Below are 23218 nucleotides of genomic sequence, written 5' to 3' on the forward strand. Positions count from 1 at the left end.
ACCTGTCCGCGCCGGTCAGCGGCGCAGCGACGTGGGTCCCGCGCTCCGTTCGCCGCGGCGCACAGGTAGCCTGCCCACCATGACGGACACCTCGACGCAGTCCATCACCATCGCGGCGACCCCCGAGCGGGTGGCCGAGGTGATCACCGACTTCCGTTCCTACCCGGACTGGGTGTCGGCGGTGAAGGAGGTCGAGGTCGTCGAGGAGTACGAGGACGGGTACGCCAGCCAGGTCCGGTTCGTGCTCGACGCGGGGATGGCGGCCGACGAGTACACGCTGCGGTACGAGTACGCCGAAGACATCTCGCGCGTCGAGTGGTCGCTGGTGGCACCCTCGAAGATGCAGAAGCGCCAGGACGGCTCGTACGACATCGCCGCCAACGACGACGGCACCTCCACGGTCACGTACACACTGGCAGTGGAGCTGTCGGTCGCGATGCTCGGCATGTTCAAGCGGAAGGCCGAGAAGATGATCATGGATAGTGCGTTGAAGGACCTCAAGCGCCGGGTCGAGGCAACCAGCGGTGCGGGGGCATCGGAATGACGGATCCGCGGACCGAGGCCGAGCGGCTCGTGGCCACGCTGCTGGGCGGCGCCTCGATGGCGGCCGACAGCCTCAAGGGGTTCGCCACCGGGTCGGCCGAGTGCTGTGTCTGCCCGGTGTGCAAGGCGATCGCCGCCGCCCGGGATCCCGACCCCGACCTGGCCGGACGCCTCGCCGACGGCGCGGGCGAGATCGCCGCCGGGGTCGCCGGCGTGCTGCGCGCCTTCGCGGGGGGCGCACAGCCCAAACCTGCCCCGGCCGAGCCCGCGGCACCCGCCGCCGGTGACGACGTCTGGGCGGCCGCCACCCGCGCGGAGCGTTCCCCCGAGAAGACGCCACCGAAGCCGATGGCCAAGAAGGCCACGAAGCCCAAGGCGGCACCGGAGGACTCCGAGTGAACGACCTTGCCATCGGGGTCGACATCGGGGGGACGAAGGTCTTAGGGGCCGTCGTCGACCTGGAAGGCGAGGTCCTCGCCCGCTGCCGGCGCGACACCCCGGCCCAGGACACGGCCGAGATCGTCGACCGCATCGTCGAGGTCATCGAGGAACTGCGGGCCGCGCACCCGTCGGTGGGCGCCGTCGGCGTCGGCGCGGCCGGCTGGATCGACCCCACCGGCTCGACCGTCCTGTTCGCCGCCAACCTCGCCTGGCGCAACGAGCCGCTGCGCGACCACATCCAGGCCCGCGTCGACCTGCCGGCGATCGTCGAGAACGACGGAAACGTGGCCGCCTGGGCGGAGTTCAGCTTCGGCGCGGCCCGCGACGCCGACGACTCGATGGTGCTCTTCACCGTCGGGACCGGCATCGGCGGCGGCATCGTGATCGGCGGCAACCTGATCCGTGGCGCACACGGGATCGCCGGTGAGGTCGGCCACACGATGATGGTTCCCGACGGCCACCCCTGCGGCTGCGGGCGCAAGGGCTGCATGGAGCAGTACGCCAGCGGGAACGCCCTCGTGCGCTTCGCCCGCACGATTGCCACGGAGGACCCCGACTCGGCGAGCGTGATGCTCGAACTGGCGGCCGGGAAGATCGAGGCGATCAACGGCCCCACGGTCACCAAGGCCGCGCACGCCGGGTGCAAGGCGGCTGTGGCGGCGTTCGATCGGGTGGCCTACTGGCTCGCCGTCGGGCTGGCCGACACGATCCAGAACCTCGACCCGCAGGTGATCGTCGTCGGCGGCGGTGTCGTCGAGGCCGGTGACCTGCTGATGGTGCCCACCCGGGAGTACCTACGCGAGGCGTTGGCCCAGCGCGGGCGACTCGACTACGCGGAGGTCCGGCCGGCGCTCATGGGCAACCACGCCGGCGTGATCGGCGCTGCCGACCTGGCTCGCAAGCGGTAGGAGGGACGTTTCGTTGCACAAGATCCGGATCATGTCCTACAACATCCACCAGTCCAAGGACGACCTGCGCGCGCTGGCGTCGGTGATCCGGTCGGAGGCGCCGGACCTGATCCTGGTGCAGGAGGCGCCGCGCCGGTTCCGGTGGCGGGCGAAGCACGCCCGGCTGGCCCGCGACTGGGGCATGACCTACGCCGGCGGTGGGCTGTGGGCGTTGGGCAACTCCGGGTTCACCACGCTCCGGCTGCGGGTGCACGAGTCGTGGCACACGCAGTTCCCGCTCACGCCGGGGCGGCACATGCGCGGCGCGGTGTTCCTGCGGCTGTCCGTGGGGCGCACCCGGTTCGTGGCCGTCGGGACGCACCTGTCGCTCGACGCCACCGAACGGGCCTCGCAGGGGCGCCTCCTCAAGGAACAGCTGCGCGACATCGAGGAGCCGGTGGTCGTCTGCGGCGACTTCAACGAGGACGCCGGCGGTTCGGGGTGGCGCACGATCGTCGACGGGCTGGTCGACGCGGCCGAGGCGAAGGACTGCGCGGGGTCGCACACGTTCCCGTGCCGTGCGCCGGACCGCCGCATCGACGGGATCTTCGTGGACGAACGCTTCAACGTGGAGGACTTCCGGGTGGTGGACACGCCGGAGTCGCGCCGCGCGAGCGACCACTTCCCGCTGGTGGCGGACCTGACCCTGCCGGAGTGAGCTCAGCCGTGCAGCGCTGACGCCCACGCGACGAGGCGGTCCCGCAGTGCCGAGGCCGCCTCGGGCGTCAGCGCGTATCCGCGGCGCGCGGCGCCACCGCGGGGAAGCGGGACTCCCACAGTTGGCGGACGGTGCGGGGCAGGAAGATGTGGCGCCACACGGCGACGAGGGTATCGGCGTCGAGGTACTCCGTGAGGTCCCGTGGCCCCATCGATTCCCGGATCACCCGCTCGTACATGAGGCCGAGCTGCTTGGGATCGTCGAGGTCGTACGTGCCCTGCTCGGACCAGTCCAGCCGGTGGGGCAGCGTGACGCGGCCGCTCGTCGGCCCCCGCAGGTCGTCGAGACGTTCCGGCAGGGTCCACGGGCGGCGCTGCTCGTACGACGCCGAACGCTCGACCACGCCCACCAGTATGCCGCCGTCGCGACGACTCGAGGGCTGGACAAAGGCCGGAGCGGCGGCGAGGATGCCCGCCGGGACCGCTGCACTGGGGAGAACGCGTTGAGTGACGAACGTGGTGGGCCGCCGCGCCCGCCGACCCGTCCGAGCAGGCCGGCAATGCCGCAGCAGGCCGTTCCCGTGGCGGACCGGCACGGGGCCGTGTGCGTGATCGGGGCCGGCGGCACGGGTCTCGCCGCGATCAAGAACCTGCGTCAGTACGGCTTCGACGTCGACTGCTACGAGCGCGAGACCGGCGTCGGCGGCGCGTGGAACTGGCGCCACCAGCACAGCCCGGTGTACTCCAGCACGCACCTGATCTCGTCCCGGCCGCTGACCCAGTTCCCCGATTTTCCGATGCCGGACGACTGGCCGGACTATCCGCACCACAGCCAGCTGCTGGCCTACTTCGAGCGCTACGCCGACCACTTCGCGCTGCGCGAACACGTCTGGTTCGGCACCGAGGTGGTGTCGCTGAAGCCGGTGTCGGACGAGCCCGGGACGGCCTGGGACGTGACCGTGCGCGGGGCGCGCGGCGGCGCCCCGAAGACGCTGCGGTACGCGGCCGTCGTCGCGTGCAACGGTCACAACTGGGTGCCCCGGGCACCGATGTTCGACGGGCTGGACGAGTTCCGCGGGAATGTCCTGCACGCGAGCGCCTACAAGGACCCGGCGCAGCTGCGGGGGAAGAAGGTCCTGGTCGTCGGCGGCGGCAACACCGGCTGCGACATCGCGGTGGAGGCGGCGCAGCAGGCCGCGCGCTGCTGGCACTCGACGCGGCGCGGCTACTGGTACGCGCCGAAGTTCGCGTTCGGCCGGCCGGCCGACCAGGTCGACGCCGGGGTCCGCGGCCTGCCGCTGTGGCTGCGTCAACGGGCGCAGCAGCGCGTGCTGACCCGCACCGTCGGGGACCTGACCCGGCTGGGCCTGCCGAAGCCGGACCACAAGATCCTCGAGACGCATCCGATCGTCAACAGCCTGCTGCCGTACTACGTGGGCCACGGCGAGATCACGCCGGTGCCGGACGTGAAGCGGTTCGAGTACGACCGGGTGGTCTTCACCGACGGGCGCACCGCCGAGCCGGACGTGGTGATCCTCGCGACCGGGTACACGCCGCGCTTCGAGTTCGTCGCGCCGGAGCTGATCGGGGCCGACGAGGAGGGCCGGCCGCACCTGCGCTGGCAGCTGATGTCGCGCAGCCACCCGACGCTGGCCGTCGCCGGGCTGCTGCAACCGGACTCCGGGCTCTTCCCGCTCGCGCACTGGCAGACCGTGCTCTTCGCCGCGTGGCTGCGCGCCCTGCACACCACGCCGGACCCGGCGATCGCCTGGTGGGAGCGGCAGCGTTCCGCCGACGGCAGGCGCTACGTGGACACCAAGCTCAAGGATTCGCCGCGGCACTGGTTCGAGGTCAGCTACCGGACGTACCTCAAGACCCTTCAAAAAGCTCTGGTCGAACTGGACGGAGTGCGCACATGAGCGAGCGGGCAGACTCATGAGGATTCTCCGGACGGAGGAGTGGGCCGATCCGACCCCGCACGCGGCTCGCGAGGTGCGCAAGGCGCTTCCGGAGGCCCCGACGGAGCACGCGCCGGTGCTGTTCGTGCCCGGGTTCGGGGGTGGTGCGTGGGTCTACGCCGAGAACTGGCTGGCGCACGCCGCCTCCCGTGGCGTGCCGGCGTACGCGATGAGCCCGCGCGGGCACGGCGAGTCGGGTGCGGCGCCGAAGGCGGACCTGCGGGCGTACACACACGACGTGGTGCAGGTGGCGGCGTCGCTGCCGCGCCAGGCGGTGCTGGTCGGGCACGGCGCGGGTGCGCTGGTGGTGGCGCAGGCTCTCGCCCGGTACCCGGCCCGGGCCGCGGTGCTGCTCGCGCCGGTCTTCGGCGGCTGGGGTCCGGCGTTCGGGGCGTGGGCGCGCAACCCGTTCGGGGTCACGCCGGCGATCTTCGGCGGGGCGTTGCGGCCGCGGCGCGGCCAGCTGTTCAGCCCGGAGACCCCGGTGGAGGAACAGCGCGAGTACGCCTCCCGGCGGGGCCGGGCGTCGGCGCGGGCGCAGTGGCAACTGGCCCGGCACCGAGGGCCCGAACAGCCGGTCGGGGAGCCGCCGGTGCTGGTGGTGGGCAGTCCCGACGACAAACTCGTTCCCGCGAAGGAACTGGACCGGGTCGCTCGGCGCTACCGCGGCTCGCCGCTGCTGTTCCCCGGCATGGGGCACGACCTGATGCTCGACGCGAGCTGGCGCGAACCGATCGACGCGATCCTCGACTGGCTCGAGAAGAATCCCTAAACCGCGTCGGCGAGGGGCGAACCGACCTCGACGGCGCTGGAGAAGTGCACGGTCTGGGCCACGATGAGCCCGTCGCGCACCACGAACGACTCGGTGCCCTCCATCGGCATCGTCCCGCTGCGCCCGCCGAGCCCGGACCATTCGAAGATGCCGACCTGGTCGGAGGCGAGGAGCCGGTGGCACTCGACGGCGCCGTCGTAGCGGCCGTGCCGCGCGGCGAGCGCACGCACGCCGTCGTGTCCGCGGGATTCGCCGTCGGGGTGCAGGATCACCACGTCGGGGTGGTAGTTGGTGGCCAGGTCGCCGTCGAGGTCGCCGGCGGCCCGGCGGCGGAGGTGATCGGTGAGGACGTCACGGGTCTGACGGAGGTGCATGGGATCCACCTTGTGGGTCGAGGGGGATCCATCGCGTACCCGTCGCCGGAGTTGGTAAACGCGGGTTCAGGTTTCTCAGATTCGGGCGCCGTCGTCGAACTCGTCGTCGTCCTCGTCGTCGCCCGGCCGCAGCCGCCAGATCAGCGTCACGAACCCGGCCACGATCGACCCGAACGCCAGCAGCAGCACGGTGTCGCCGGCGAGCGGCAGCAGCCCGGGCCAGATGAACAGCAGCAGCCCGAACCCGATCGCCGCGATGCCGAGCGCCGCCGCCTTCGAGATGCGCGGCAGCGGCGGCGGGGGCGGCGGCGTGTAGCCCTCGTCGTCGGTCGGCTCGTCGGGCAGCCCCATCCCGAATGTGTCGAGGGCGTCGAGCAGCGACGGCTCCTCGCGGTCGGTGCGGCGGCGGCGCGGCGGCGCGTCGGTCGGCGGGTCGAGCACCGGCAGCGGCCGCGGCTCGCCGAGGGTCACCTCTTCGGACTTGGGCCAGGGCGCGTCCGCGGGGTCGATCTTCAGGTCGAACCCGGCGACGATCTCCTCCCAGGCGATCTGTTCGCGGGCGGCGCGATCGTCCGGCTCCGGGTCGGTCTCCGTCTTGTCGGGTTCGCGGTCGGGGGCGGGCACCATCGCGGCCTCCACGGCGGGGTCGGAGCGGTCCGGCTCGGGGTTGACCTGGCGGACGTAGTCACGGGCGGTACCTACATGATCCTTGTCGACGAACAGGCGGTCCGTCGGCCGTGCGGGCAGGCTCGTCGTCCGGGTGATCGGATGCTGGTCGGTGGACGGTTGAAGATACGCCGCGATCCCGTCGGCGGCCAGGACGTCGAGCAGGTGCTCCCCGATCCGGGGGTCGATGTCGCCGACAGCGGTGTACGCGGCCGCGACCAGCCCGTTGTCGCGCCGTCCGCGCCGGCCTCCGGTTGCTGGCACGCCTGCAACCCCTCCCCGGTGGTGCGCACGCGACGACCGGGTACGTCGCGGGACACCGCCTCGCAGAGAATCCTGACACGGCCGCGCCGGTTGGCGGCAGTGCGTTGTGTCGGGCCGTCCCGGATCCGTAGGCTCAGTGACCACCGGGCGTGGTGGTGGGAGAGGACCGACGTTGTTCTACTGGACGCTGAAGTACATCCTCCTCGGCCCCCTGCTGAGGCTGATCTACCGGCCCAAGGTGGAGGGGGTGGAGCACCTCCCGGCCTCGGGCGCCGCGATCCTCGCGAGCAATCACCTGTCGTTCTCCGACTCGATCTTCATTCCGTTGGTGACGAGCCGGCGGGTGACCTTCATTGCCAAGCAGGAGTACTTCACCGGTAAGGGCATCAAAGGCTGGTTCATGCGCCAGTTCTTCACGGCGGCCGGGTGTATTCCGGTCGACCGAACGGGTGGTCGGGCCGCGCAGGCCGCGATCGACACCGGGCTGCGGGTGCTGCGCGAGGGCCACGTCTTCGGGATCTACCCCGAGGGGACCCGTTCGCCGGACGGGCGGCTGTACCGGGGCAAGACCGGCGTGGCGCGGATGGCGCTGGAGAGCGGCGCCCCGGTGATCCCGATCGCGATGATCAACACTGACGACATTCAGCCGATCGGACACCGGATGTGGCGGATCCGTCAGGTGCACATGCGCATCGGCGCGCCGCTCGACTTCAGCCGTTATCAGGGCATGGCGGGCGAACGGTTCATCGAGCGCGCCATCACCGACGAGATCATGTACGAGCTGATGCAGCTGTCCGGCCGCGAGTACATCGACCGGTACGCCCAGCGCGGCGCGGCGCCGACGCCCGCCCCGGCCCCCGCGACGACGGCCGCCGCAGCCTGACCCGGCTCAGTCCAGGCCGGCCAGCGTCAGCAGGCGCGGGGCGGTCGCCGACGCGGCGAAGCGCCGCAGCTCCCGCACGGAGGCGTCGTCGGGCTCGGCGCGCACCGCCCACGCCAGGGCGAGCATCCGGTTGGTGGCGTTCGGGATGTCGGCGTAGATCGCCGCCGCGGCGCGGTGCAGCACACCCGCCCGGGCGAGGTCGCCGTCGGCGGCCGCGACGGCGCCGGAGACCGTCCGCAGCGCCGCCTCGACCCAGGGCGTGCGGTGCGGCACCTCGCTCAGCAGCTCCCGCAGCCCCACCGAGGCCGAACGCCCCACCAGCACCGCCGCGTGCGCCGCCGTCGGCAGCCACTCGCCGCTCGCGATGGCACGCACCTTCTGCCAGCTCTCGCCCAGTTCCAACAGAAGGGCCCCGGCGTCCCCCGGACGTCCCTGGAGCGCGAACGAGAACGCGCACTGACCGAGGGCCACCCACATCAGCCGGTGGAACCCGGACCGGCGGCCGGCCCGCAACAGCGCCTGCGCGTCGTCCTCCACCGGCAGGCCGCCGCGCAGCTGGTCGATCCAGAGGAACAGGCCGCGCGAGTGCAGGTCCCACTCCTCGCTCGGCGCGTTCACCGCGTCCCGGGCGCACGTCAGGATCAGCTCCCAGTCGCCGTCGAAGTAGGCCCGCTGCACCCGGTCGGAGTAGCCGGTGGTCAGGTTGTGTCCACCGGGCACGTCGCCGCCCTCGTCGTGCAGCAGGGCGAACGACGCCGGCCAGTCGCCCTCCTCGCGCAGCGCGTAGGAGAGGTTCTGGTTGGCGCGGCGCAGGGCGAGCAGGCGCTGCTCCCGGCACAGCCGCGCCACCTCCCGCAGCTCGGCCAGCCCGCGGCGGTCGCCCGCCTGGTAGCGGCTCATGCCGATGGTGATCCGCGAGTTGGCCGCCACCTCGACGAGGCCGAGCTGCGAGGCGATGTCCGCCGCTATGCCGGCAGCCGCCACCGCCGGGCCGTCCTCCATGTTGAGCATGTGCAAGCGGCCGAGTTCGGCGTAGGCGTCGGCCTTTTCCGGGGTGTCCGGCAGCTCGTCGAACAGCTCCACCGCCCGGTCCAGGCAGGACAGCGCCGTCGCCCGGTCGGCCCGCAGCCAGGCGGCCTGACCGAGCAGCGTCCACGCGCGGGCGGCGTTCGGCTGGTCGCCGGCGTCGTGCAGCTGCTGCGCCAGCAGGGTCATGCGGTCCTCGCCGCCCTCGGTCAGGTACGCGTTGCCGTCCGCGTAGAACGCGATCTCGCCGACCAGCAGTTCGATGCCGAGTCGTTCGGCCGGGGCGGTGGTGTCGTCGCACAGGCCCAGCGCGCGGGCGGCGTGGTTGGACGCCGGTTCGAGGGCCTGCAGCGCGTAGGCCCGACGGGCGGCCCGGTTGAGCGCGTCCCGCGCCGCCGGCGCGTACCGGGTCGCGTCGGAGCCGAGCGTGCGGGCGATCTCGTACGCCGTGTACCGGTGATGCGCCAGAACCTCGGCCAGGTCGGTGTCGCGGCTGGTGGAGATGCGATCCAGCCAGTCGGCGGTGCGTTCGTGGCGGGCGACCCGTTCGGTGCGGGGGAGGCGCTGGTAGCAGACGTCGCGCACGAGCACGTGCCCGAACCGGTACTCCAGCTGCCCCTCCATCGAGGAGGTCACCTGCTCGTGCACGAGGTCGCGCTGCTCCAGGCGGCGCAGCGTGCGTTCGACCGCGTCCTCCGGCCGGCCCAGCGCGGCGGCCACCGCCCCCGGCCAGAACGCCAGCCCCACCACCGCGGCGGCCTGCAGCACCGCCCGGTCGGCCGGCTCCAGCAGGTCCACCCGGTTGGCGATCACCGCGTGCACACCGTCCGGCATCGGCGGCGCCGCCCCGTCCCGCAACGGCGTCATCGGCCGCAGCGCGCCCTGCTCGATCAGCATCCGGGTGTACTCGTGCGCGTAGAGCGGGTTGCCGTCGGCCAGCTCGACCACGGTCGCGAGCGTCTCGTCCGGGTACGACGCCTGGCCGAGCAAATGCGTGTACATGGTGGCGATCTCGGGTGCGCGCAGCGGCGGCAGCGTGATGGTCAGCGCGCCGGGCGTGGCCGCCGACCAGCCGGGGTGGTGCTCGACCAGTTCGGGGCGGGCGGTGGCGATCATCAGCAGCGGCACGTCCCGAACGGAGGCCCCCAGCAGCTCGACGAAGCGCAGCATGTTCTCGTCGGCCCAGTGCAGGTCCTCGATGACGAGCACCACGGACTGCCGCGACGCGAGCGCCACGACGAACCGCCGCCACGCCGACTCGGCCTCCTCGGTGCCGAGCTTGGAGCCGGGCAGGCCGACGAGGGGACCGATCGCGTCGCTGAGCCGGGCCGCCTCGGCGGGCGTGACCAGTTCGCGCATCGCGCTGTCGAGCCGCCGCCGGGCGGTCTGTGCCGAGTCGGTGTCCAGGATGCCGGCGTAGGCCTTCACGATGTCCGCGAGTGCGGCGTAGGTGACGTTCTCGCCGAATGGGGGGCACCGGCCGGTGTACCAGAGCGCCTGCCCGGAGCGCTCCTGCGCGTGCCGGTACAGCTCCCGCACGAGCCGGCTCTTGCCGATGCCTGCGTGCCCGAGGACGGTGACGAGCTGCGGAATGCGGTCGGCCAGCGCCCGGTCGAGCGCGTTGACCAGTAGCGCCAACTCGTGTGTGCGGTTGACCAGCGGAGTGGCCCGCATCTCCCGGTCGGGGTGGCTGCGCTGGATGGGGGCCAGCGCCAGCCACACCTCGGTCTGCTGGCTGCGCCCGCGCAGGGTCACCGGCGGCTGCGGGCTGTAGCGGATGGCGGTCTTGGTGGCGGCGTACGTGGTGCCGCAGACGAGCACCCCGCCGGGCGGCGCGACGGACTGCAGCCGGGCGGCCGTGTTGACCACGTCGCCGGCCACGATCGCCTGCCCGCCGTCGCGGGCGGCCGCCACGTCGACGATCGCCTCGCCGGTGGTGATCCCGACCCGGCAGCGCAGCCCGCCGTCGGCGTAGCGCTCCAGCACCCGCTGCAGCTCGAGGCCGGCCCGCACGCAGCGCACGGCGTCGATCTCGGTGGCGACCGGCGCGCCGAACAGCGCCATCACCGCGTCGCCGATGTACTTCTCGACGACACCGCCGTACTGGGCGATCACCCGCCGGACGGCGGAGAAGAAGTTGGTCTGGATCTCGCGCACCTGCTCGGGGTCGGTGCGCTCGACGTACGGCGTGAAGTCGATCAGGTCGACGAACAGGACGCTGATCCGGCGGCGGTCCTCGGAGTGCACCTGCTCCGGCCGGGCGGCCGCGCGCGGGGTGCCGCAGCCGGTGCAGAAGTCCGCGTCGGGCGAGAGCGGGCGGTCGCAGCGGGAACAGGCCTGAGGAAGCGCGGTGCCACAGCCGCCGCAGAACCGGTCGTCCTGTGCGGCTGTCCGGTTGCACCGCGGACATACCGTCGCGATGGGAGGCCTCCTCGGGCCGTCAGGGGAGCAGAGCGGGTCCCAGTATCCTCATGCTTTCCCGTACGTCGTGACCAGCCCGTCTCATAGGCGACAGAGCCCCGCTGACACCCACGAATTCGGCGCTTCGGTGGCTACAGTGCGACCGAGGACGAAAACGGAGGGTGGTCAATGGTTGCGGTGCGTCTCGCGCGTGGGTGGGTCGGTTACGGCGGTGTCGTGCACCGGGCCGGCGAGACCGTCGACGTGGACCCGGTCACCCTGGCCAGGCTGGAGGCGAGTGGAGTGGTAACTCCGAACGATGACGACGAGCGCACCGTGGCGTGGGCCGGTCCCACGTCCGAGCCGGTGAACGACCCCGACGCCACGATGGCGTGGGCCGGCCCGACGAGCGATGACGACGACGATCAGGACAGCGACTGGGCCGGCCCGACGGCTCAGCGGACCGTTTGAACACCTGATACCGCCCCGGGTTGCCGACGATCCCGGGGCGGTTTTGTACGTGGATCCCTATGTGCGGATCACTAGCGGTATGTGCGGATCACTAGCGGTCGGCCATGCCGCCACGGCGGCGCAGCGCGGCCAGGTCCGTCACGACGATCCGCCGTCCCTCGGTGCGCAGCCAGCCACGGCTCGCGAACGAGCCGATCGCCTGGTTGACGCTCTGGCGGGAGCCGCCGGCCATCTCGGCGAGCTGGCTCTGGTTGAGCTCGATGGTGACCATCGGTGCGGTGGTGTCACCGGCGAGGCGGACCAGGGTCTTGGCCACCCGACCGGGCAGGTCGAGGAAGACATGATCGGCGTTCTGGTCGGTGAGCCGGCGGATCAGCCCGCCGAGGGAACGCATGACCGCGTCGAGGATGCGCGGGTTGGCGTGCACCAGCTCGATGAACGCACCACGGGACAGCGCCAGCGCCGAGCAGTCCTCGATCGCCTCCGCGGATGCCGAACGCGGTGCGCCGTCGAGCAGCGACACCTCGCCCAGCACGTCCGGTGGTCGCTGGACCGACAGCACCGCGCGCTCACCCGTCGGCGCGGTGCGGAACACCATGACGGCGCCGCGCCGCAGCACGATCAGTGATTCGCCGGGGTCGTTCTCCACGAAGAGGAGCTGCCCCTTGCGGTAGGTGCGGGGGACGGCGGCGGCGATGACCCGCTGCCGTACCTCGGGCTCGAGTGCCGCGAAGATCTCGACACCGGTCAGCGCGTCTCCGGGATTCGGCGCCGGGACCTCCACGGTCCAACTCCTCCCCGCCTGAATGCTCAATGGTTTCTCCCAGATCATTCCGTGGGCACGACGCCATGTACAGCCCCCGCGCCGCACAAGCGTGTCCACATGGTGGTCGGTCCATCGATTGTCGAGACTGTCCGGCGATCGTGGAGTCGGATCGCCGACACTGTCGGGATGACCGGCTGACCTAAGCCGCCGCACAGCGGTCACAAAATTGGCAATAATCGACGCCGTGGACGGCTCCGGAGAGCTTCGCACGGTGCTGCGGACCTGTTGGCAGGTAGGCGTCGACGGGTGCACCCCGGTCAGCCGTCTGAACTCCGACACCTACGTGATCGACAGTGACGCGGCCCGATATCTGGCGGTTCTGGTGCCGGTCGGGCGGCGGCGGCAGTTCGAGGCGGGGCTCGCCGTCGCCGAACGGCTCGCCGGCACCGGCCTGCCCTCGGAGACCCCCGTGCGGGCGGCCAACGGCGCGTTGTGCGTCCCACTTGACGGGACGGTCGTCGCCCTGCTGCGCTGCGTGGACGGCCGGGCCCTCACCCCCGCCGAACGCCGGACGTGGGGCGTCGCCCTCGGCACCGTGCAGCGGGCGCTGGTCGGCTACAGCCATCCGGACCTGGGCAGGTTCCACTGGGTGCGGCCGGACGCCGCGCACCTGGGCGTCGCCGACTGGGTCCGCCCCGTCGTGGCCGCCGCCGTCGAGGCCGTGGCGAAGATCTCCGTCACGGACGTGCTGAGTCACGGGGTGCTGCACGGCGACCCGGTGGCGGCGGCGTTCCGGGTGGACGGGGGCTCGGGGCGCACCGGGCTGGTCGACTGGGGCGCCGCCGGGAGCGGGCCGCTGGTCTACGACCTCGCCTGCGCGGTCATGCACGCCGGTGGTCCCGAGCACGCCGCCGACCTGATCGAGGGCTACGTCACATCAGCGCCCGTCCCGCCGGACGAGGTCGAGGCGGTGCTCCCGACGATGCTGCGCTTCCGGCACGCCGTCGAGGCCGACTCGGCGGCGCGCGGCGTGTGGGCGGCGCACCAGGCCGGCAGCGTGGCCCCGGACACCGCGCGGCTGGACCGGGCGCGGGAGCTGTGCGAGTCGGGGGCATGATGTAGCGCGATGCGGTACCGGTACTTCTACGACTGCGAGTTCATCGAGGACGGGCGCCTGATCGACCTGGTGTCGATCGGGGTGGTCGACGAGCACGGGCGCGAGTTCTACGCGGTCTCGACCGAGTTCGACGACACGCACGCCCTGCCGTGGGTGCGTCGCAACGTGCTCGACAAGCTGCCCTCGCCGGCCGACAAGGCGTGGCGCAGCCGCGAACGGATCCGCGACGACCTGTACGCGTTCCTCACCGAGCCGTTGGGCCCCGGCGACGAGATCGAGCTGTGGGCCTGGTTCGCCGCGTACGACCACGTGGTGCTGGCGCAGCTGTGGGGTGCCATGCCGGCGCTGCCGCGCGAGCTTCCCCGGTTCACCAAGGATCTCCGTCAGCTCTGGGACGACGTGGGGCGACCCGCCCTGCCCACGGCGACCGGCCGCCACGACGCGCTCGTCGACGCCCGCCACAACCTGGCGCGTTGGCGCGCGATGGAGGCCATCGACCCGGGTGCGACCGCCCGGGTTGGCTGATCCGGCGGGGGACTGGAACGGTACAGTTCCCCTGCGGCCTGGCCCGGGCCGGCAACGATGCCGCGGGGACCACGCATTCTCTCGAAAAATTCATTGGAAGGATGAGCTTCTATGCGCATCGGCGTGCTCACCGGCGGCGGCGACTGCCCCGGCCTCAACGCGGTGATCCGGGCGGTCGTCCGTAAGGGCGTCCAGACGTACGGGCACGAGTTCGTCGGGTTCCAGGACGGCTGGAAGGGCCCGCTGAAGGGCATCTCCAAGCCGCTCGGCGTCAAGGAGGTGCGTGGCATCCTGCCCCGCGGCGGCACCATCCTGGGCTCCTCCCGGACCAACCCGTTCAAGATCGAAAACGGCGTCGAGCAGATCAAGGAGAACCTCGCCAAGGACGGCATCGACGCGCTCGTCGCGATCGGCGGCGAGGACACCCTGGGAGTCGCCTCCAAGCTGACCGACCTCGGCGTCAACGTCGTCGGCGTGCCGAAGACCATCGACAACGACCTCGGCGCGACCGACTACACGTTCGGCTTCGACACCGCGGTCAACATCGCGATGGAGGCCATCGACCGGCTGCACACCACCGCCGAGAGCCACCACCGCTGCCTCGTCGTCGAGGTCATGGGCCGCCACGCCGGCTGGATCGCGCTGCACTCCGGCCTCGCCGGCGGCGCCAACGTCATCCTGCTGCCGGAGCGGAAGTTCGACATCGACCAGGTGTGCGCCTACGTCGAGAAGCGCTTCCAGATCGAGTACGCGCCGATCGTGGTCGTCTCCGAGGGCGCCATGCCGACCGACGGCGAGATGACGCTGCAGAGCGGCGAGAAGGACGCGTTCGGCCACGTGCGCCTCGGCGGCATCGGCCAGTGGCTCGCCGGCGAGATCGAGTCGCGCACCGGCAAGGAGGCGCGCACCGTCGTCCTCGGGCACATCCAGCGCGGCGGCACGCCGACGGCGTTCGACCGGGTGCTGGCGACGCGGTTCGGCCTCGGTGCGATCGACGCCGTGCACGACGGCGACTTCGGCAAGATGGTCGCGCTGCGCAGCACCGAGATCGTCCGGGTGCCGCTGCAGGAGGCCACCCGCGAGCTGAAGACCGTCCCGGTCGAGCGGTACGACGAGGTCGAGGTCTTCTTCGGGAACTGATCCAGGCCGGGGTGCGCCGCACCGGCGCACCCCGGCCCGGGGAGTGGATGTCATGAACACGATTGCTGTTCTCGGTGCTGGCAAGATCGGTGAGGTCATGCTCTCCGGGCTGCTGCGCGCCGGATGGCCGGTCGGCCGGCTGATCGCGACCGCCCGCCGGCCCGAACGCGGCCGGGAACTCGCCGAGCGCTACGGCGTGCGGGTGCTCTCCAACGAGGCGGCGCTGGCCGAGGCGGACGTGTTCGCGATCGCGGTCAAGCCGCAGGACGCCGGCACCCTGATGGCCGAACTGGGCCCGAAGGTCCCGGCCGGCAAACTGGTGATCTCGCTCTGCGCGGGCCTGCCGACGGCGTTCTTCGCGAAGTACCTGCCGCAGGGCACCCCGGTCGTGCGCGTGATGACCAACACGCCGGCGCTGGTCGACGAGGCGATGACGGCCATCTCGGCGGGCGAACACGCGACGGCCGCCCACCTGGCGCTGGCGGAGGAGCTGTTCACCCCGCTCGGGCGCACCCTCCGGGTGCCGGAGTCGCAGCAGGACGCGGTGACGGCGCTGTCCGGTTCCGGGCCGGCGTACTTCTACTACCTGGTCGAGGCGATGACCGACGCCGGGATCCTGCTCGGGCTGCCCCGGCAGGTGGCGCACGACCTGATCGTGCAGACCGCGATCGGCTCCGCGGTGATGCTGCGCGAGTCCGGGGAGCACCCGGTGAAGCTGCGCGAGGCGGTCACCTCCCCGGCCGGCACGACCATCTCCGCCATCCGGGAGCTGGAGAACCACCGCGTGCGCGCGGCGCTCCTCGCGGCCCTCGAAGCGGCCCGGGACCGGGCGCAGGAGATCGCCGCCGACGCCCGGTGACGGGACGGTGGGAGCCGGACCTCTACCGGGGGACCGCGGCGTACTACGCCGACGGGCGGATGCCCTATCCGGCGGCGATCGCCACCGCGCTGCGCGACCTGGTGGGCCTCGACGGGCGCGGCCGGCTGCTCGACGTCGGCTGCGGGCCGGGGCCGGTGACCCGGCTGCTGGCGCCGATGTTCGAGGCGGCGGTGGGGGTGGACCCGGATCCGGAGATGCTGGCCGAGGCCGCCCGGCGCACCGGCGACGCCCGCGTCACCTGGCACCGGGCGCGGGCCGAGGAACTGCCCGACGGGTTGGGCGTGTTCCGGATGGTGACCTTCGCGCAGTCGTTCCACTGGATGGATCGACTGCTCGTGGCGCGAAACGTCCGGTCGATGATCGAGCCCGGCGGGGTCTGGGTGCACGTCGGGGCGACGACCCATCAGGGCGTCGAGGGCGACGACCCGCTGCCGCGCCCGCGCGTGCCGCACGCCGCGATCAGGGCGCTGATCGCCGAATATCTCGGGCCGCCCCGGCAGCGCCCGCCCCTCGGCCCGGAGGAGGAGGTCATGCGCGCCGCCGGCTACGGCGGGCCGCGCCGGCTCACCGTGGGCGGCGACGAGATCATGATCCGGACGTCCGACCAGGTCGTCGCCGCGGTCCACTCGCTCTCCTTCGCCACCCCGCACCTTTTCGGCGAACGTCGTCACGAGTTCGAGAGCGACCTGCGACGCCTGCTGCTGGCGGCCTCGCCGGAGGGCCTGTTCGCCGAGCGCACCCGCGACGTCGAACTGGTCGTCTGGACGCGCTGACCTAGCGCCCGTAGGCGCGGGCGCGCTCGACGGCGAGCCGGCGTTCGGCATCCTGCGCGGCCTCGACGATCCGGCGGTGCAGGATCCGCTCCGCGCGCTGTCGCTCCCAGCGCGCCGGCAGCTGCCGCACCACCAGCACCGGCACCACGACCAGCGCCACCAGCCCGAACGACCACAGGAAGACCGGCGGCGGGTCGAGCAGCGCGTTCAGCCCGAGGCCGAGCGGGGGCATGACGAGCAGCTCGGCGACCAGCACGGCGAGCACCATCGTGAACGGCCACTCGCCCGACGGCTTCAGCCGCCGCACCCGCCGGCGGTGCGCCACCGGCGCCGGCTCCCACAGCCCGATGCCGTAGGCGCGCAGGAACAGCGGGCTCAGCACGCGCGCACCCGTACCGCCCGGGTCGCCGGGCCAGCCCATCGCGGCGTACCGGGCGACCTCGGCGCGCGAGGCCCGCCGGTGGCCCCCGCCCTTCGCGAACCGCCGCTGACCGGCGAATGCGGCCACCTCCGCCAGCCACGCCCGCCGGCTCGATGCGAGCGCCTCGGCTGCCGCATCGAGCCCGGCGGGGGTGTCCAGCGGGCCGCACCGTTCCCGCAGGTGTTCGAGGGTGCCGGTGTAACCGAACGGCGCGTAGGCCGACACGCACCGCCGCAGCGCGTGGGCGCGGTGCGCGTCCGGCCGGTGCGGATCACGCAGGACCCGCAGGTGCTGTGCGAAGCTCACGTTCGGCCCGCCAGCCCGGCCTCCTTGCGGGCCAGCGCGAACGTCTCGGCCTGCTCGCCGAAGTAGACCCAGGGCAGGTAGGCCGGCCGTGGTCCGCCGCGTTCGAGATGCGGCCGGGCCCGTTCCGGCACGCTGGTGACGTAGTAGAACGCCGCGAAGACCTGATGCGCCGACAGGGTCGCCGGATGGTCGGCGAACGTGCGCGGGTCGACCAGCAGCCGGTCGGCGGCGGCGTCCACCTCGGCCCTGATCCGCTTGTCGGACGTGAACCGCGCGAACCGCCAGAACCGGGTGATCGCGTTGCCCCGCATCGAGATGTCAACCATGCCCTCGACGTGCGCGAACGCCACCAGCGCCCACAGCGGGTGCCCCGGCGGCAGGTGCGCGGTGCCGGCGCGGGCGAAGTCCACGGCCTGCTGCTGGCTGCCGTACCACTTGCGGGTGAGCGACATGAGGCGGGTGATCTCGGCCGGGTAGAGATCGGTGCTGCGCCGCCGCACCTCGGCGTAGATCTGGTCGAGTTCGCCGTCGTGCTCGACGGCACCCATCGCGCAGCCGAGCAGCACCGACCACGGCACCGGGTCGGCCGGCGCGAGGCGGGCCGCGGTGCGCAGCGCCCTGCGGGCGTGCCCGCCGAGTTCGAGCATGCCTTCGATCTGTTCCTCGCTGGTGCGGGAGATGACGTCGGCACCCCGGGCGCTCGCCGCGGCCGACGCCAGCGCCGCGCCGAGCAGCAGCCAGCGGTCCGGGTCCTCGTGCTCCTTTGCGAGGGTGCGCAGTTCGTGCAGGGCGCTCTCGCCGGCGGTGCCGAGAACCTCGATGTACAGGGCCCGGCGGTGCGGATCGTCCCGCGTCGCCGCGAGCGCCGCCAGCGCCGGCCGGGCGTCGCGGCGCGTCAGGGCGCGCATCGCCGCCTCCAGGCGTTCGTCCGACCAGGCGAGTGTGACCTCTACGGGTCCCCCGTTGTCGCCGCCCACCACGTGCTCCTTCCGAACGAAATTTGCGGATGGATGTGCCACCGGCATTCACTCAGGCGTTCAACCCTGCCGTCACCCTGTGTAGATCTTCTACGGTCATTTCAGTGGTTGGGGGGCCGACCAGTAGAAGCGGAGGTGACGTCCCACCGGCGTCACCTCCGCGGCGTCTTCCGAACATCTCGACTGCGCGGCGAGACTTCCCCGCGCCGCGTCGGACCCGCTGTCGGTCGCGCATGCGGCCGGCGGCGGCCCCCGGTGGGGTGTTCCCGATGCGCGACAACCAGGTGTCCAGTATGGTGACGCGCCGCAGTGCAGCATGATGTTCGGGTGCGATTCGAAGTGACCCGGGCGTTGGACGCCATCGAGCGCCGCATCTTCACCGACCCGCTGCGTACCGGCGGGATCGTCGATGTTGCGGAGATCATCCGTCTCGTGGACCTGGACGGCGGCAAGCCGATCTCGTTGATGCGGCTCGGCATGGTCATCGACGGCCTGGCCAAGCTGCTCGGCGACGGCGGTGCCGCGCTGTACCCGGTCGCGTCGCGGGCGCTGCTCAGCGACACCGCGCTGACCTCCAACGAGCGGATGGTGCTGCGCCGCTGGTCCGACGACGGGCTGGTGGAGATCCTGCCGCAGGGCATCCCGCCGCTCGCCCGCGCGGGTGAGATCTCCGCGCTGACGGCCCAGCCGGTGGTCACCGCCACCCCGATGCGCGGGTACACGCTGCGGCCGATCGCCGAGGGCGGCGGCGCGATGCTGCTCCAGGCGGGGCCGCCCGCCGCACCGGCGGGTTCGCACCCGGCGCTGTCGCGGCTGTGGCGCTGCCCCGAGATGGACTGCCCGAGCTTCGGCCGTCCCGGCGTCAGCCAGTCGCCGCCGCACCTGGCGCAGGGCGGCGTGCCGACGTGTCCGCGGCACCTGGTGCGCCTCGGCGACGCCGGTGCCCGTCCACCGGTCGTCATGCTGGTCGCCCGCGTGGACGGGCTGGTCCGGCACCGGTTCGGCGTGGCTGCCGGTTCCCCCGTGATCGTGGGGCGCAACCCGGACGAGCGCGGCGGCGTCGTCCTCGGCCCCTACCTCGACGAGCGCGCGGCGGGGTGGATCAGCCGCAAGCACGTCCGCCTGGAGCTGCGCGCGGACGGGATCTACGCGACCGACCTCAGCACCAACGGCACGATCGCGGTCGGCGGCGGCACGCGCAACCGACTGCCGCAGGGTCAGCCGCACCGGCTCGGCGATCGAGAGTCGCTGGAGCTGCACGAGGGGGTCGAGGTGACCCGGTACGGCGCGGTCTCGTCGACGGCAGCCGCCCCCCGGTCGGTCATGACGGAGGCGCCGACGGTCGCGATCCGCCTTCCCAAGCTCTGATTCTCATGGAACGGGCGCCAGGCGCACGACGGGCCTGGTCACGTCGATCGTGGCGAACGACACCAGGTCGGCGTGCGGGCCGACCAGCCCGGCGAGCGCCTGCTGCGCCTGTTGCATCCGGTCGTCCGGCACCGCCGTGGCGGAGACGCGCTCGAGGATGAACACCGCGCCGGTGGTCTCCTCGGTCAGCTTGGTGCTGTCGCAGTCGCGATGGTTCCAGCAGCGGGTCAGCACCCGGTCGCCGGCCGCGTACACCACCTCGTGCGGGGCGGGCTCCTCGACGCTGTCCGGCTCGCCCAGCGGCACGAACCGGTCACCCGGCCGGGACCGCCTGATGTGCACCGGGGCGTCGAGGTGCGCCAGGTCGAACGCCCCGGCGGGAATGCCGTACATCACCGACACCAGGTTGTAGGCGTCGACCGGCGGCGAGACCCGGGGGAGCCGGCCGCTCTTCGCCAGGCGCCGGCAGAGCGCGTCGACGCTGGGGCGCAGCCGGCGCGGGTTGGCGCCGAAGCGCCGGTATGCGGCGTGCCACGAGGCGATCTCGTCGTTCTCCTCGGTGACCGGCTGCCACTGGAGGCCGGCGAGCCTGTTCTCCAGGCTCTGGATCGCGGCGCCCACGTGCGCCCAGTCGGGGCCGACGCGCAGCCCGTCGGCGACCACGAGCCGGATCTGCGTCTCCGGGAACGCCTCCGCCACCTCGTCGGTCAGCACGAACTCCGTCCGGGTCATGAGAACCTCACCGAAGCCAGTTGGATGGCCTGGGCGACCAGCCGGTCCGCCGAGTCCCACACGTCGCACTCCTCGACCATCCAACCCGGCTGCTGGATCAGGCGCGCCCGCTGGCGCACCTTCAGCGGCCCGGGGGCGGGCAGGGCCCGCACGTACACGGTGTACTCCAGCGTCGGCACCCAGCCGGACGCGCCCACGGTCAGCGAGGCGGGCGGCAGCGCGTCGGCCGCGAAGAGCAGCCCCAGCGGGTCGAAGTCGGTGCCGTCGACGAACCCGACATAGCCCCGGATCTCGCCGCCGCCGTCCGGGGCGCCCCTCAGGTGTCCGAGGACCGCCGGGTCCAGCCGCTGCTCGATGACCTCGAGGATCTCGACCGTGACCGTCGGCGACGGCCGCGGGATCATCAGCCGGCACTCCTGCGGCGGCGGCAGGACCGGCGGCGCCTCGACCGACCACACCGGCTCGGCGTCCGGCGCGAGCCGGCCGAGCGTGAACACGCCCTCGACGCACGGCGTGCCGTCCTGGATCAGGCGGGTGCGCACCTGGCTGACCGAACGGCCCCGGCGCAGCGTCTCGGTGACGATCGTGGCGGGGCCGGGCGAGGGCGGGTTGAGGTAGTGGGCGTTGGTGGCGAGCGGGTGCGGGTGCGCGGCGTCGATCGAGGCGATCGCGGCCCGCGCGAGAACGGCCGCCAGGTACCCGCCGTTGGGCCGGCCCATGACCGCCCACTGCCCGTCCAGCTCCGCGCTCCACTCGCCGTCGGCGACCGGCGCCACCTTGGTGGCGTCGACGAATCCCGCCATCGCGCTCTCCTCGTCCCCGTGTGCGGCGCTCCGCGGGGGAGCGACCCGGATCAGGATAGGCGCACGTAAACGCGGACCGAGGTCGCGCCGGGTGTGGTATAGATCCGCACCAGGTCGCAGAGGTAGTTGACCAACAGCAGCCCGCGACCGGACTCGCTGCTCAGCGGCGGTGGCACCCGCCCGGCGAGCGGGTCCGGGATGTGGCCGCCGTCGGAGACGTCACAGATGATGTGGCCGTCGTCGGCCCACACGCGGGCGACCCCGGGCCCGCCGGAGTGACGGATCGTGTTGGTGGCCAGCTCGTTGGCGGCGACCTGCAGGTCGACCGAACGGTCGTAGACGAGCCCGATGTCGCGGGCCGCCTTCTCGACGAAGTTACGCAGCTCCAGCAGGTCGTCGACGTTGTCGAAGACCATGAGCGCGGCGTGCGGCGGCGGCACCGGCAGCGGGCGGTTGAACAGCTCCATCACGGCGCGCGGCGGTGTGTAGGCCCGGCTGTCCTGCCGCTGGCCTGCGTTGACCAGAACGGGATGCGTGCGCGCCGCGTCGGCCAGCACCTCGGGCTCGAGATCGTGCACGTGGTAGGCGCACAGTATGGACGCCCGCGCGTCGTCGAACACGCTGTTGATCATCGCCTCGTGCTGCATGCACGCCGGATACTCCGCCGCGGTGCGGGTCGGCCAGACGGGCTCGCCGATGATGTGGACCGGCTGCCCACGGTGCTCCTCGATGAACGCGTGCAGCACCGCCGGGATGATCCGGCCCGGGTTGCGCCCGTCGATCGTCATGTCGAGGATCCGCACCTGGTCGTCGCGCGTGCCCAGCTCACGGCGCAGCAGCTCGCCGTTGGCCTTCGGGACGGCGACCAGCACCGGAGCGCCGGACTGCAGGCCCCGGTCGATGAAGGGCAGGCAGCCGTCCAGATACGAGGGCGCGTCGCGATACATCAATGCCTCGTGCGCGAGTGACGTCATCTGTAACACCCGCCCTTCGCCCACCCACCTGGAAACGCTCCATTCGACAGTAACGGTGGCGCAATCCTCGGGCTAGTTCGGGCGGGAGAAGACGCACCGGGGGTGCGGCGTCGTGTCGGACTTCCGATCGGAACGTCATACCCGGGAGGTCAGCGATATCAATCCGAGGTAGGCGAGCTTCTGATGGATCGTCTCCGAGGTGAACGGCTTGATCACGTACTCGTGCGCGCCGGCGGCCAGGGCACGGACCACCTGGCTGTGTTCGCTCTCGGTGGTGCACATCATCAGCCACATCGGCCGGAACTCCGGCATCCGGCGCACGTGCCGGATGAAATCGAGGCCGTTCATCTCGGGCATGTTCCAGTCGACGAGCGCCAGATCGGGGCGCTTGCTCACCTTGCTGAGCAGGTCGAGCGCCTCCTTGCCGTTGCCCGCCTCGTAGGCGTCGAACCCGAGCGGCGCGAGGACGCGGCGCAGCACCCGGCGCATCGACTGCGAGTCGTCAACGATCAGCGCCAGCACGCGCCGCTCCCCGGACTGAGCGAGTGCATGGCACGGTGCCTGGAAACACTGATGGTCACGCCGAGCTATCGGCCCTGGATCGCCCGACCTGAGACAATGACCCGAATGACGGTGACTGGGAGCCTCATCATCGACGCCGCCAACGTGGTCGGCTCCCGGCCGGACGGGTGGTGGCGGGACCGCGCGGGTGCCACCCGCCGCCTGCGCGACGCCGTGGCCGCCGCCGCGCTCCCCGCCGACGAGGTCGTCCTGGTCGTCGAGGGACAGGCCCGCGGGGTCGAGCCGGTCGAGGGCGTCACCGTCGTCGCCGCTCCCGGCAGTGGGGACGACACGATAGTGGAACTGGCGGAGCGACTGGCCGGTGCGTGCACGGTCGTCACGGCCGACCGGGCCCTGCGGGAGCGCGTCGCCGCGCACGGGGCCTCGGTCGTCGGCCCTGGTACGTTGCGTGGCTGGCTCGGATAGGTGTGTCAATAATCCACTTCTTAGGACACGCCTCCCGTGTTTCGGGC

At 72.3% G+C, this 23218-nt stretch carries 26 protein-coding genes; 15 read left to right on the top strand and 11 right to left on the bottom strand.

Annotated features, from left to right (window positions below; all coding sequences use genetic code 11):
• The first annotated feature begins 79 nt into the window (after positions 1-79).
• From Val02_RS33430 to Val02_RS33445, 4 genes are read left to right on the top strand one after another with little or no spacing between them, the layout of a single operon-like run.
• A complete protein-coding gene (locus Val02_RS33430; protein ID WP_203903272.1) occupies positions 80-544 on the top strand; it encodes an SRPBCC family protein in 465 nt (154 codons plus the stop codon).
• On the top strand, positions 541-942 hold the full coding sequence (locus tag Val02_RS33435) for a hypothetical protein (RefSeq protein ID WP_203903273.1): 402 nt from the start codon (positions 541-543) through the stop codon (positions 940-942). Before Val02_RS33430 ends, Val02_RS33435 begins: the two co-directional genes overlap by 4 nt.
• Complete coding sequence (locus Val02_RS33440; protein ID WP_203903274.1) at positions 939-1892, top strand: ROK family glucokinase; 954 nt, start codon at positions 939-941, stop codon at positions 1890-1892. Before Val02_RS33435 ends, Val02_RS33440 begins: the two co-directional genes overlap by 4 nt.
• A 31-nt stretch (positions 1893-1923) precedes the next feature.
• On the top strand, positions 1924-2589 hold the full coding sequence (locus Val02_RS33445; RefSeq protein ID WP_203903275.1) for an endonuclease/exonuclease/phosphatase family protein: 666 nt from the start codon (positions 1924-1926) through the stop codon (positions 2587-2589).
• 67 nt (positions 2590-2656) lie between these two features.
• On the opposite strand, the gene Val02_RS33450 is transcribed toward Val02_RS33445, so the two are convergent.
• The gene (locus Val02_RS33450) at positions 2657-2992 is read right to left on the bottom strand and encodes a hypothetical protein (protein ID WP_239153532.1); all 336 of its coding nucleotides are present in this window, start codon (positions 2990-2992) and stop codon (positions 2657-2659) included.
• A gap of 156 nt (positions 2993-3148) precedes the next feature.
• Between Val02_RS33450 and Val02_RS33455 the strand changes: the two genes are divergently transcribed.
• Together Val02_RS33455 and Val02_RS33460 are read left to right on the top strand one after the other, a co-directional pair.
• Complete coding sequence (locus Val02_RS33455; protein WP_203903276.1) at positions 3149-4507, top strand: flavin-containing monooxygenase; 1359 nt, start codon at positions 3149-3151, stop codon at positions 4505-4507.
• Between the two features lie 16 nt (positions 4508-4523).
• On the top strand, positions 4524-5318 hold the full coding sequence (locus Val02_RS33460) for an alpha/beta hydrolase (protein ID WP_203903277.1): 795 nt from the start codon (positions 4524-4526) through the stop codon (positions 5316-5318).
• Here Val02_RS33460 and Val02_RS33465 read toward each other — a convergent pair.
• Both Val02_RS33465 and Val02_RS33470 read right to left on the bottom strand, forming a co-directional pair.
• A complete protein-coding gene (locus tag Val02_RS33465) occupies positions 5315-5692 on the bottom strand; it encodes a nuclear transport factor 2 family protein (RefSeq protein WP_203903278.1) in 378 nt (125 codons plus the stop codon). The genes Val02_RS33460 and Val02_RS33465 overlap by 4 nt on opposite strands.
• Positions 5693-5767: 75 nt before the next feature.
• Positions 5768-6622 carry a DUF308 domain-containing protein gene (locus Val02_RS33470; RefSeq protein WP_203903279.1) on the bottom strand — a complete coding sequence of 285 codons (855 nt, stop codon included), beginning with the start codon at positions 6620-6622 and terminating at the stop codon, positions 5768-5770.
• 172 nt (positions 6623-6794) lie between these two features.
• Between Val02_RS33470 and Val02_RS33475 the strand changes: the two genes are divergently transcribed.
• Positions 6795-7505, top strand: a complete 711-nt coding sequence (locus tag Val02_RS33475) for a lysophospholipid acyltransferase family protein (protein WP_203903280.1) — start codon at positions 6795-6797, stop codon at positions 7503-7505.
• 6 nt (positions 7506-7511) lie between these two features.
• Here Val02_RS33475 and Val02_RS33480 read toward each other — a convergent pair whose 3' ends face one another.
• Entirely contained in the window at positions 7512-10952 is a 3441-nt protein-coding gene (locus Val02_RS33480; RefSeq protein WP_203903373.1) for an ATP-binding protein, read from the bottom strand.
• A gap of 168 nt (positions 10953-11120) precedes the next feature.
• Between Val02_RS33480 and Val02_RS33485 the strand changes: the two genes are divergently transcribed.
• On the top strand, positions 11121-11402 hold the full coding sequence (locus tag Val02_RS33485; protein WP_203903281.1) for a hypothetical protein: 282 nt from the start codon (positions 11121-11123) through the stop codon (positions 11400-11402).
• A gap of 91 nt (positions 11403-11493) precedes the next feature.
• On the opposite strand, the gene Val02_RS33490 is transcribed toward Val02_RS33485, so the two are convergent.
• Positions 11494-12186, bottom strand: coding sequence for a Crp/Fnr family transcriptional regulator (locus Val02_RS33490; RefSeq protein WP_203903282.1), 693 nt, complete (start codon positions 12184-12186; stop codon positions 11494-11496).
• A gap of 226 nt (positions 12187-12412) precedes the next feature.
• On the opposite strand from Val02_RS33490, the gene Val02_RS33495 reads away from it, so the two are divergent.
• From Val02_RS33495 to Val02_RS33515, 5 genes are all read left to right on the top strand, one after another.
• Positions 12413-13285: a phosphotransferase enzyme family protein gene (locus tag Val02_RS33495; protein ID WP_203903283.1), complete on the top strand. Its 873-nt coding sequence runs from the start codon at positions 12413-12415 to the stop codon at positions 13283-13285.
• Between the two features lie 9 nt (positions 13286-13294).
• On the top strand, positions 13295-13810 hold the full coding sequence (locus Val02_RS33500; RefSeq protein ID WP_203903284.1) for a polyadenylate-specific 3'-exoribonuclease AS: 516 nt from the start codon (positions 13295-13297) through the stop codon (positions 13808-13810).
• Between the two features lie 111 nt (positions 13811-13921).
• Positions 13922-14950 carry a 6-phosphofructokinase gene (locus tag Val02_RS33505; RefSeq protein WP_203903285.1) on the top strand — a complete coding sequence of 343 codons (1029 nt, stop codon included), beginning with the start codon at positions 13922-13924 and terminating at the stop codon, positions 14948-14950.
• 52 nt (positions 14951-15002) lie between these two features.
• On the top strand, positions 15003-15809 hold the full coding sequence (gene proC, locus Val02_RS33510; protein ID WP_203903286.1) for a pyrroline-5-carboxylate reductase: 807 nt from the start codon (positions 15003-15005) through the stop codon (positions 15807-15809).
• A complete protein-coding gene (locus tag Val02_RS33515; protein WP_239153533.1) occupies positions 15806-16603 on the top strand; it encodes a class I SAM-dependent methyltransferase in 798 nt (265 codons plus the stop codon). Before proC ends, Val02_RS33515 begins: the two co-directional genes overlap by 4 nt.
• 1 nt (position 16604) lies before the next feature.
• On the opposite strand, the gene Val02_RS33520 is transcribed toward Val02_RS33515, so the two are convergent.
• A complete protein-coding gene (locus Val02_RS33520; RefSeq protein ID WP_203903287.1) occupies positions 16605-17330 on the bottom strand; it encodes a hypothetical protein in 726 nt (241 codons plus the stop codon).
• Positions 17327-18307, bottom strand: coding sequence for a hypothetical protein (locus tag Val02_RS33525; protein ID WP_203903288.1), 981 nt, complete (start codon positions 18305-18307; stop codon positions 17327-17329). The genes Val02_RS33520 and Val02_RS33525 overlap by 4 nt, the downstream gene beginning before the upstream one ends.
• 327 nt (positions 18308-18634) lie before the next feature.
• Here Val02_RS33525 and Val02_RS33530 point away from each other — a divergent pair, with 327 nt between their 5' ends.
• Positions 18635-19675 (top strand): FHA domain-containing protein, encoded by a 1041-nt coding sequence (locus tag Val02_RS33530; protein ID WP_203903289.1) that lies wholly within the window; start codon positions 18635-18637, stop codon positions 19673-19675.
• 3 nt (positions 19676-19678) lie between these two features.
• Here the strand turns inward: Val02_RS33530 and Val02_RS33535 are convergent, their stop codons facing one another.
• The 4 genes from Val02_RS33535 to Val02_RS33550 all read right to left on the bottom strand — a co-directional run bounded on the left by Val02_RS33535 (position 19679) and on the right by Val02_RS33550 (position 22706).
• Positions 19679-20407 carry a B3/B4 domain-containing protein gene (locus Val02_RS33535; RefSeq protein ID WP_203903290.1) on the bottom strand — a complete coding sequence of 243 codons (729 nt, stop codon included), beginning with the start codon at positions 20405-20407 and terminating at the stop codon, positions 19679-19681.
• A complete protein-coding gene (locus Val02_RS33540) occupies positions 20404-21210 on the bottom strand; it encodes a thioesterase family protein (protein WP_203903291.1) in 807 nt (268 codons plus the stop codon). The genes Val02_RS33535 and Val02_RS33540 overlap by 4 nt, the downstream gene beginning before the upstream one ends.
• Before the next feature lie 50 nt (positions 21211-21260).
• Positions 21261-22184: an anti-sigma factor RsbA family regulatory protein gene (locus tag Val02_RS33545; RefSeq protein WP_203903292.1), complete on the bottom strand. Its 924-nt coding sequence runs from the start codon at positions 22182-22184 to the stop codon at positions 21261-21263.
• A gap of 135 nt (positions 22185-22319) precedes the next feature.
• Positions 22320-22706, bottom strand: coding sequence for a response regulator (locus tag Val02_RS33550; protein WP_203903293.1), 387 nt, complete (start codon positions 22704-22706; stop codon positions 22320-22322).
• Between the two features lie 105 nt (positions 22707-22811).
• Here Val02_RS33550 and Val02_RS33555 point away from each other — a divergent pair, with 105 nt between their 5' ends.
• On the top strand, positions 22812-23171 hold the full coding sequence (locus tag Val02_RS33555) for a PIN domain-containing protein (protein ID WP_203903294.1): 360 nt from the start codon (positions 22812-22814) through the stop codon (positions 23169-23171).
• Positions 23172-23218: the final 47 nt, after the last annotated feature.

This window comes from Virgisporangium aliadipatigenens, assembly GCF_016863615.1.
Taxonomy (GTDB): domain Bacteria; phylum Actinomycetota; class Actinomycetes; order Mycobacteriales; family Micromonosporaceae; genus Virgisporangium; species Virgisporangium aliadipatigenens.

What these genes read in the sequence shown, in the direction of transcription:
- Val02_RS33430 (WP_203903272.1), top strand. Translation starts at nt 80, where the DNA reads ATGACGGACACCTCGACGCAGTCCATCACCATCGCGGCGACCCCCGAG.
- Val02_RS33435 (WP_203903273.1), top strand. Translation starts at nt 541, where the DNA reads ATGACGGATCCGCGGACCGAGGCCGAGCGGCTCGTGGCCACGCTGCTG.
- Val02_RS33445 (WP_203903275.1), top strand. Translation starts at nt 1,924, where the DNA reads ATGTCCTACAACATCCACCAGTCCAAGGACGACCTGCGCGCGCTGGCG.
- Val02_RS33455 (WP_203903276.1), top strand. Translation starts at nt 3,149, where the DNA reads ATGCCGCAGCAGGCCGTTCCCGTGGCGGACCGGCACGGGGCCGTGTGC.
- Val02_RS33460 (WP_203903277.1), top strand. Translation starts at nt 4,524, where the DNA reads ATGAGGATTCTCCGGACGGAGGAGTGGGCCGATCCGACCCCGCACGCG.
- Val02_RS33465 (WP_203903278.1), bottom strand. Translation starts at nt 5,692, where the DNA reads ATGCACCTCCGTCAGACCCGTGACGTCCTCACCGATCACCTCCGCCGC.
- Val02_RS33485 (WP_203903281.1), top strand. Translation starts at nt 11,121, where the DNA reads ATGGTTGCGGTGCGTCTCGCGCGTGGGTGGGTCGGTTACGGCGGTGTC.
- Val02_RS33500 (WP_203903284.1), top strand. Translation starts at nt 13,295, where the DNA reads ATGCGGTACCGGTACTTCTACGACTGCGAGTTCATCGAGGACGGGCGC.
- Val02_RS33505 (WP_203903285.1), top strand. Translation starts at nt 13,922, where the DNA reads ATGCGCATCGGCGTGCTCACCGGCGGCGGCGACTGCCCCGGCCTCAAC.
- proC (WP_203903286.1), top strand. Translation starts at nt 15,003, where the DNA reads ATGAACACGATTGCTGTTCTCGGTGCTGGCAAGATCGGTGAGGTCATG.
- Val02_RS33535 (WP_203903290.1), bottom strand. Translation starts at nt 20,407, where the DNA reads ATGACCCGGACGGAGTTCGTGCTGACCGACGAGGTGGCGGAGGCGTTC.
- Val02_RS33540 (WP_203903291.1), bottom strand. Translation starts at nt 21,210, where the DNA reads ATGGCGGGATTCGTCGACGCCACCAAGGTGGCGCCGGTCGCCGACGGC.
- Val02_RS33545 (WP_203903292.1), bottom strand. Translation starts at nt 22,184, where the DNA reads ATGACGTCACTCGCGCACGAGGCATTGATGTATCGCGACGCGCCCTCG.
- Val02_RS33555 (WP_203903294.1), top strand. Translation starts at nt 22,812, where the DNA reads ATGACGGTGACTGGGAGCCTCATCATCGACGCCGCCAACGTGGTCGGC.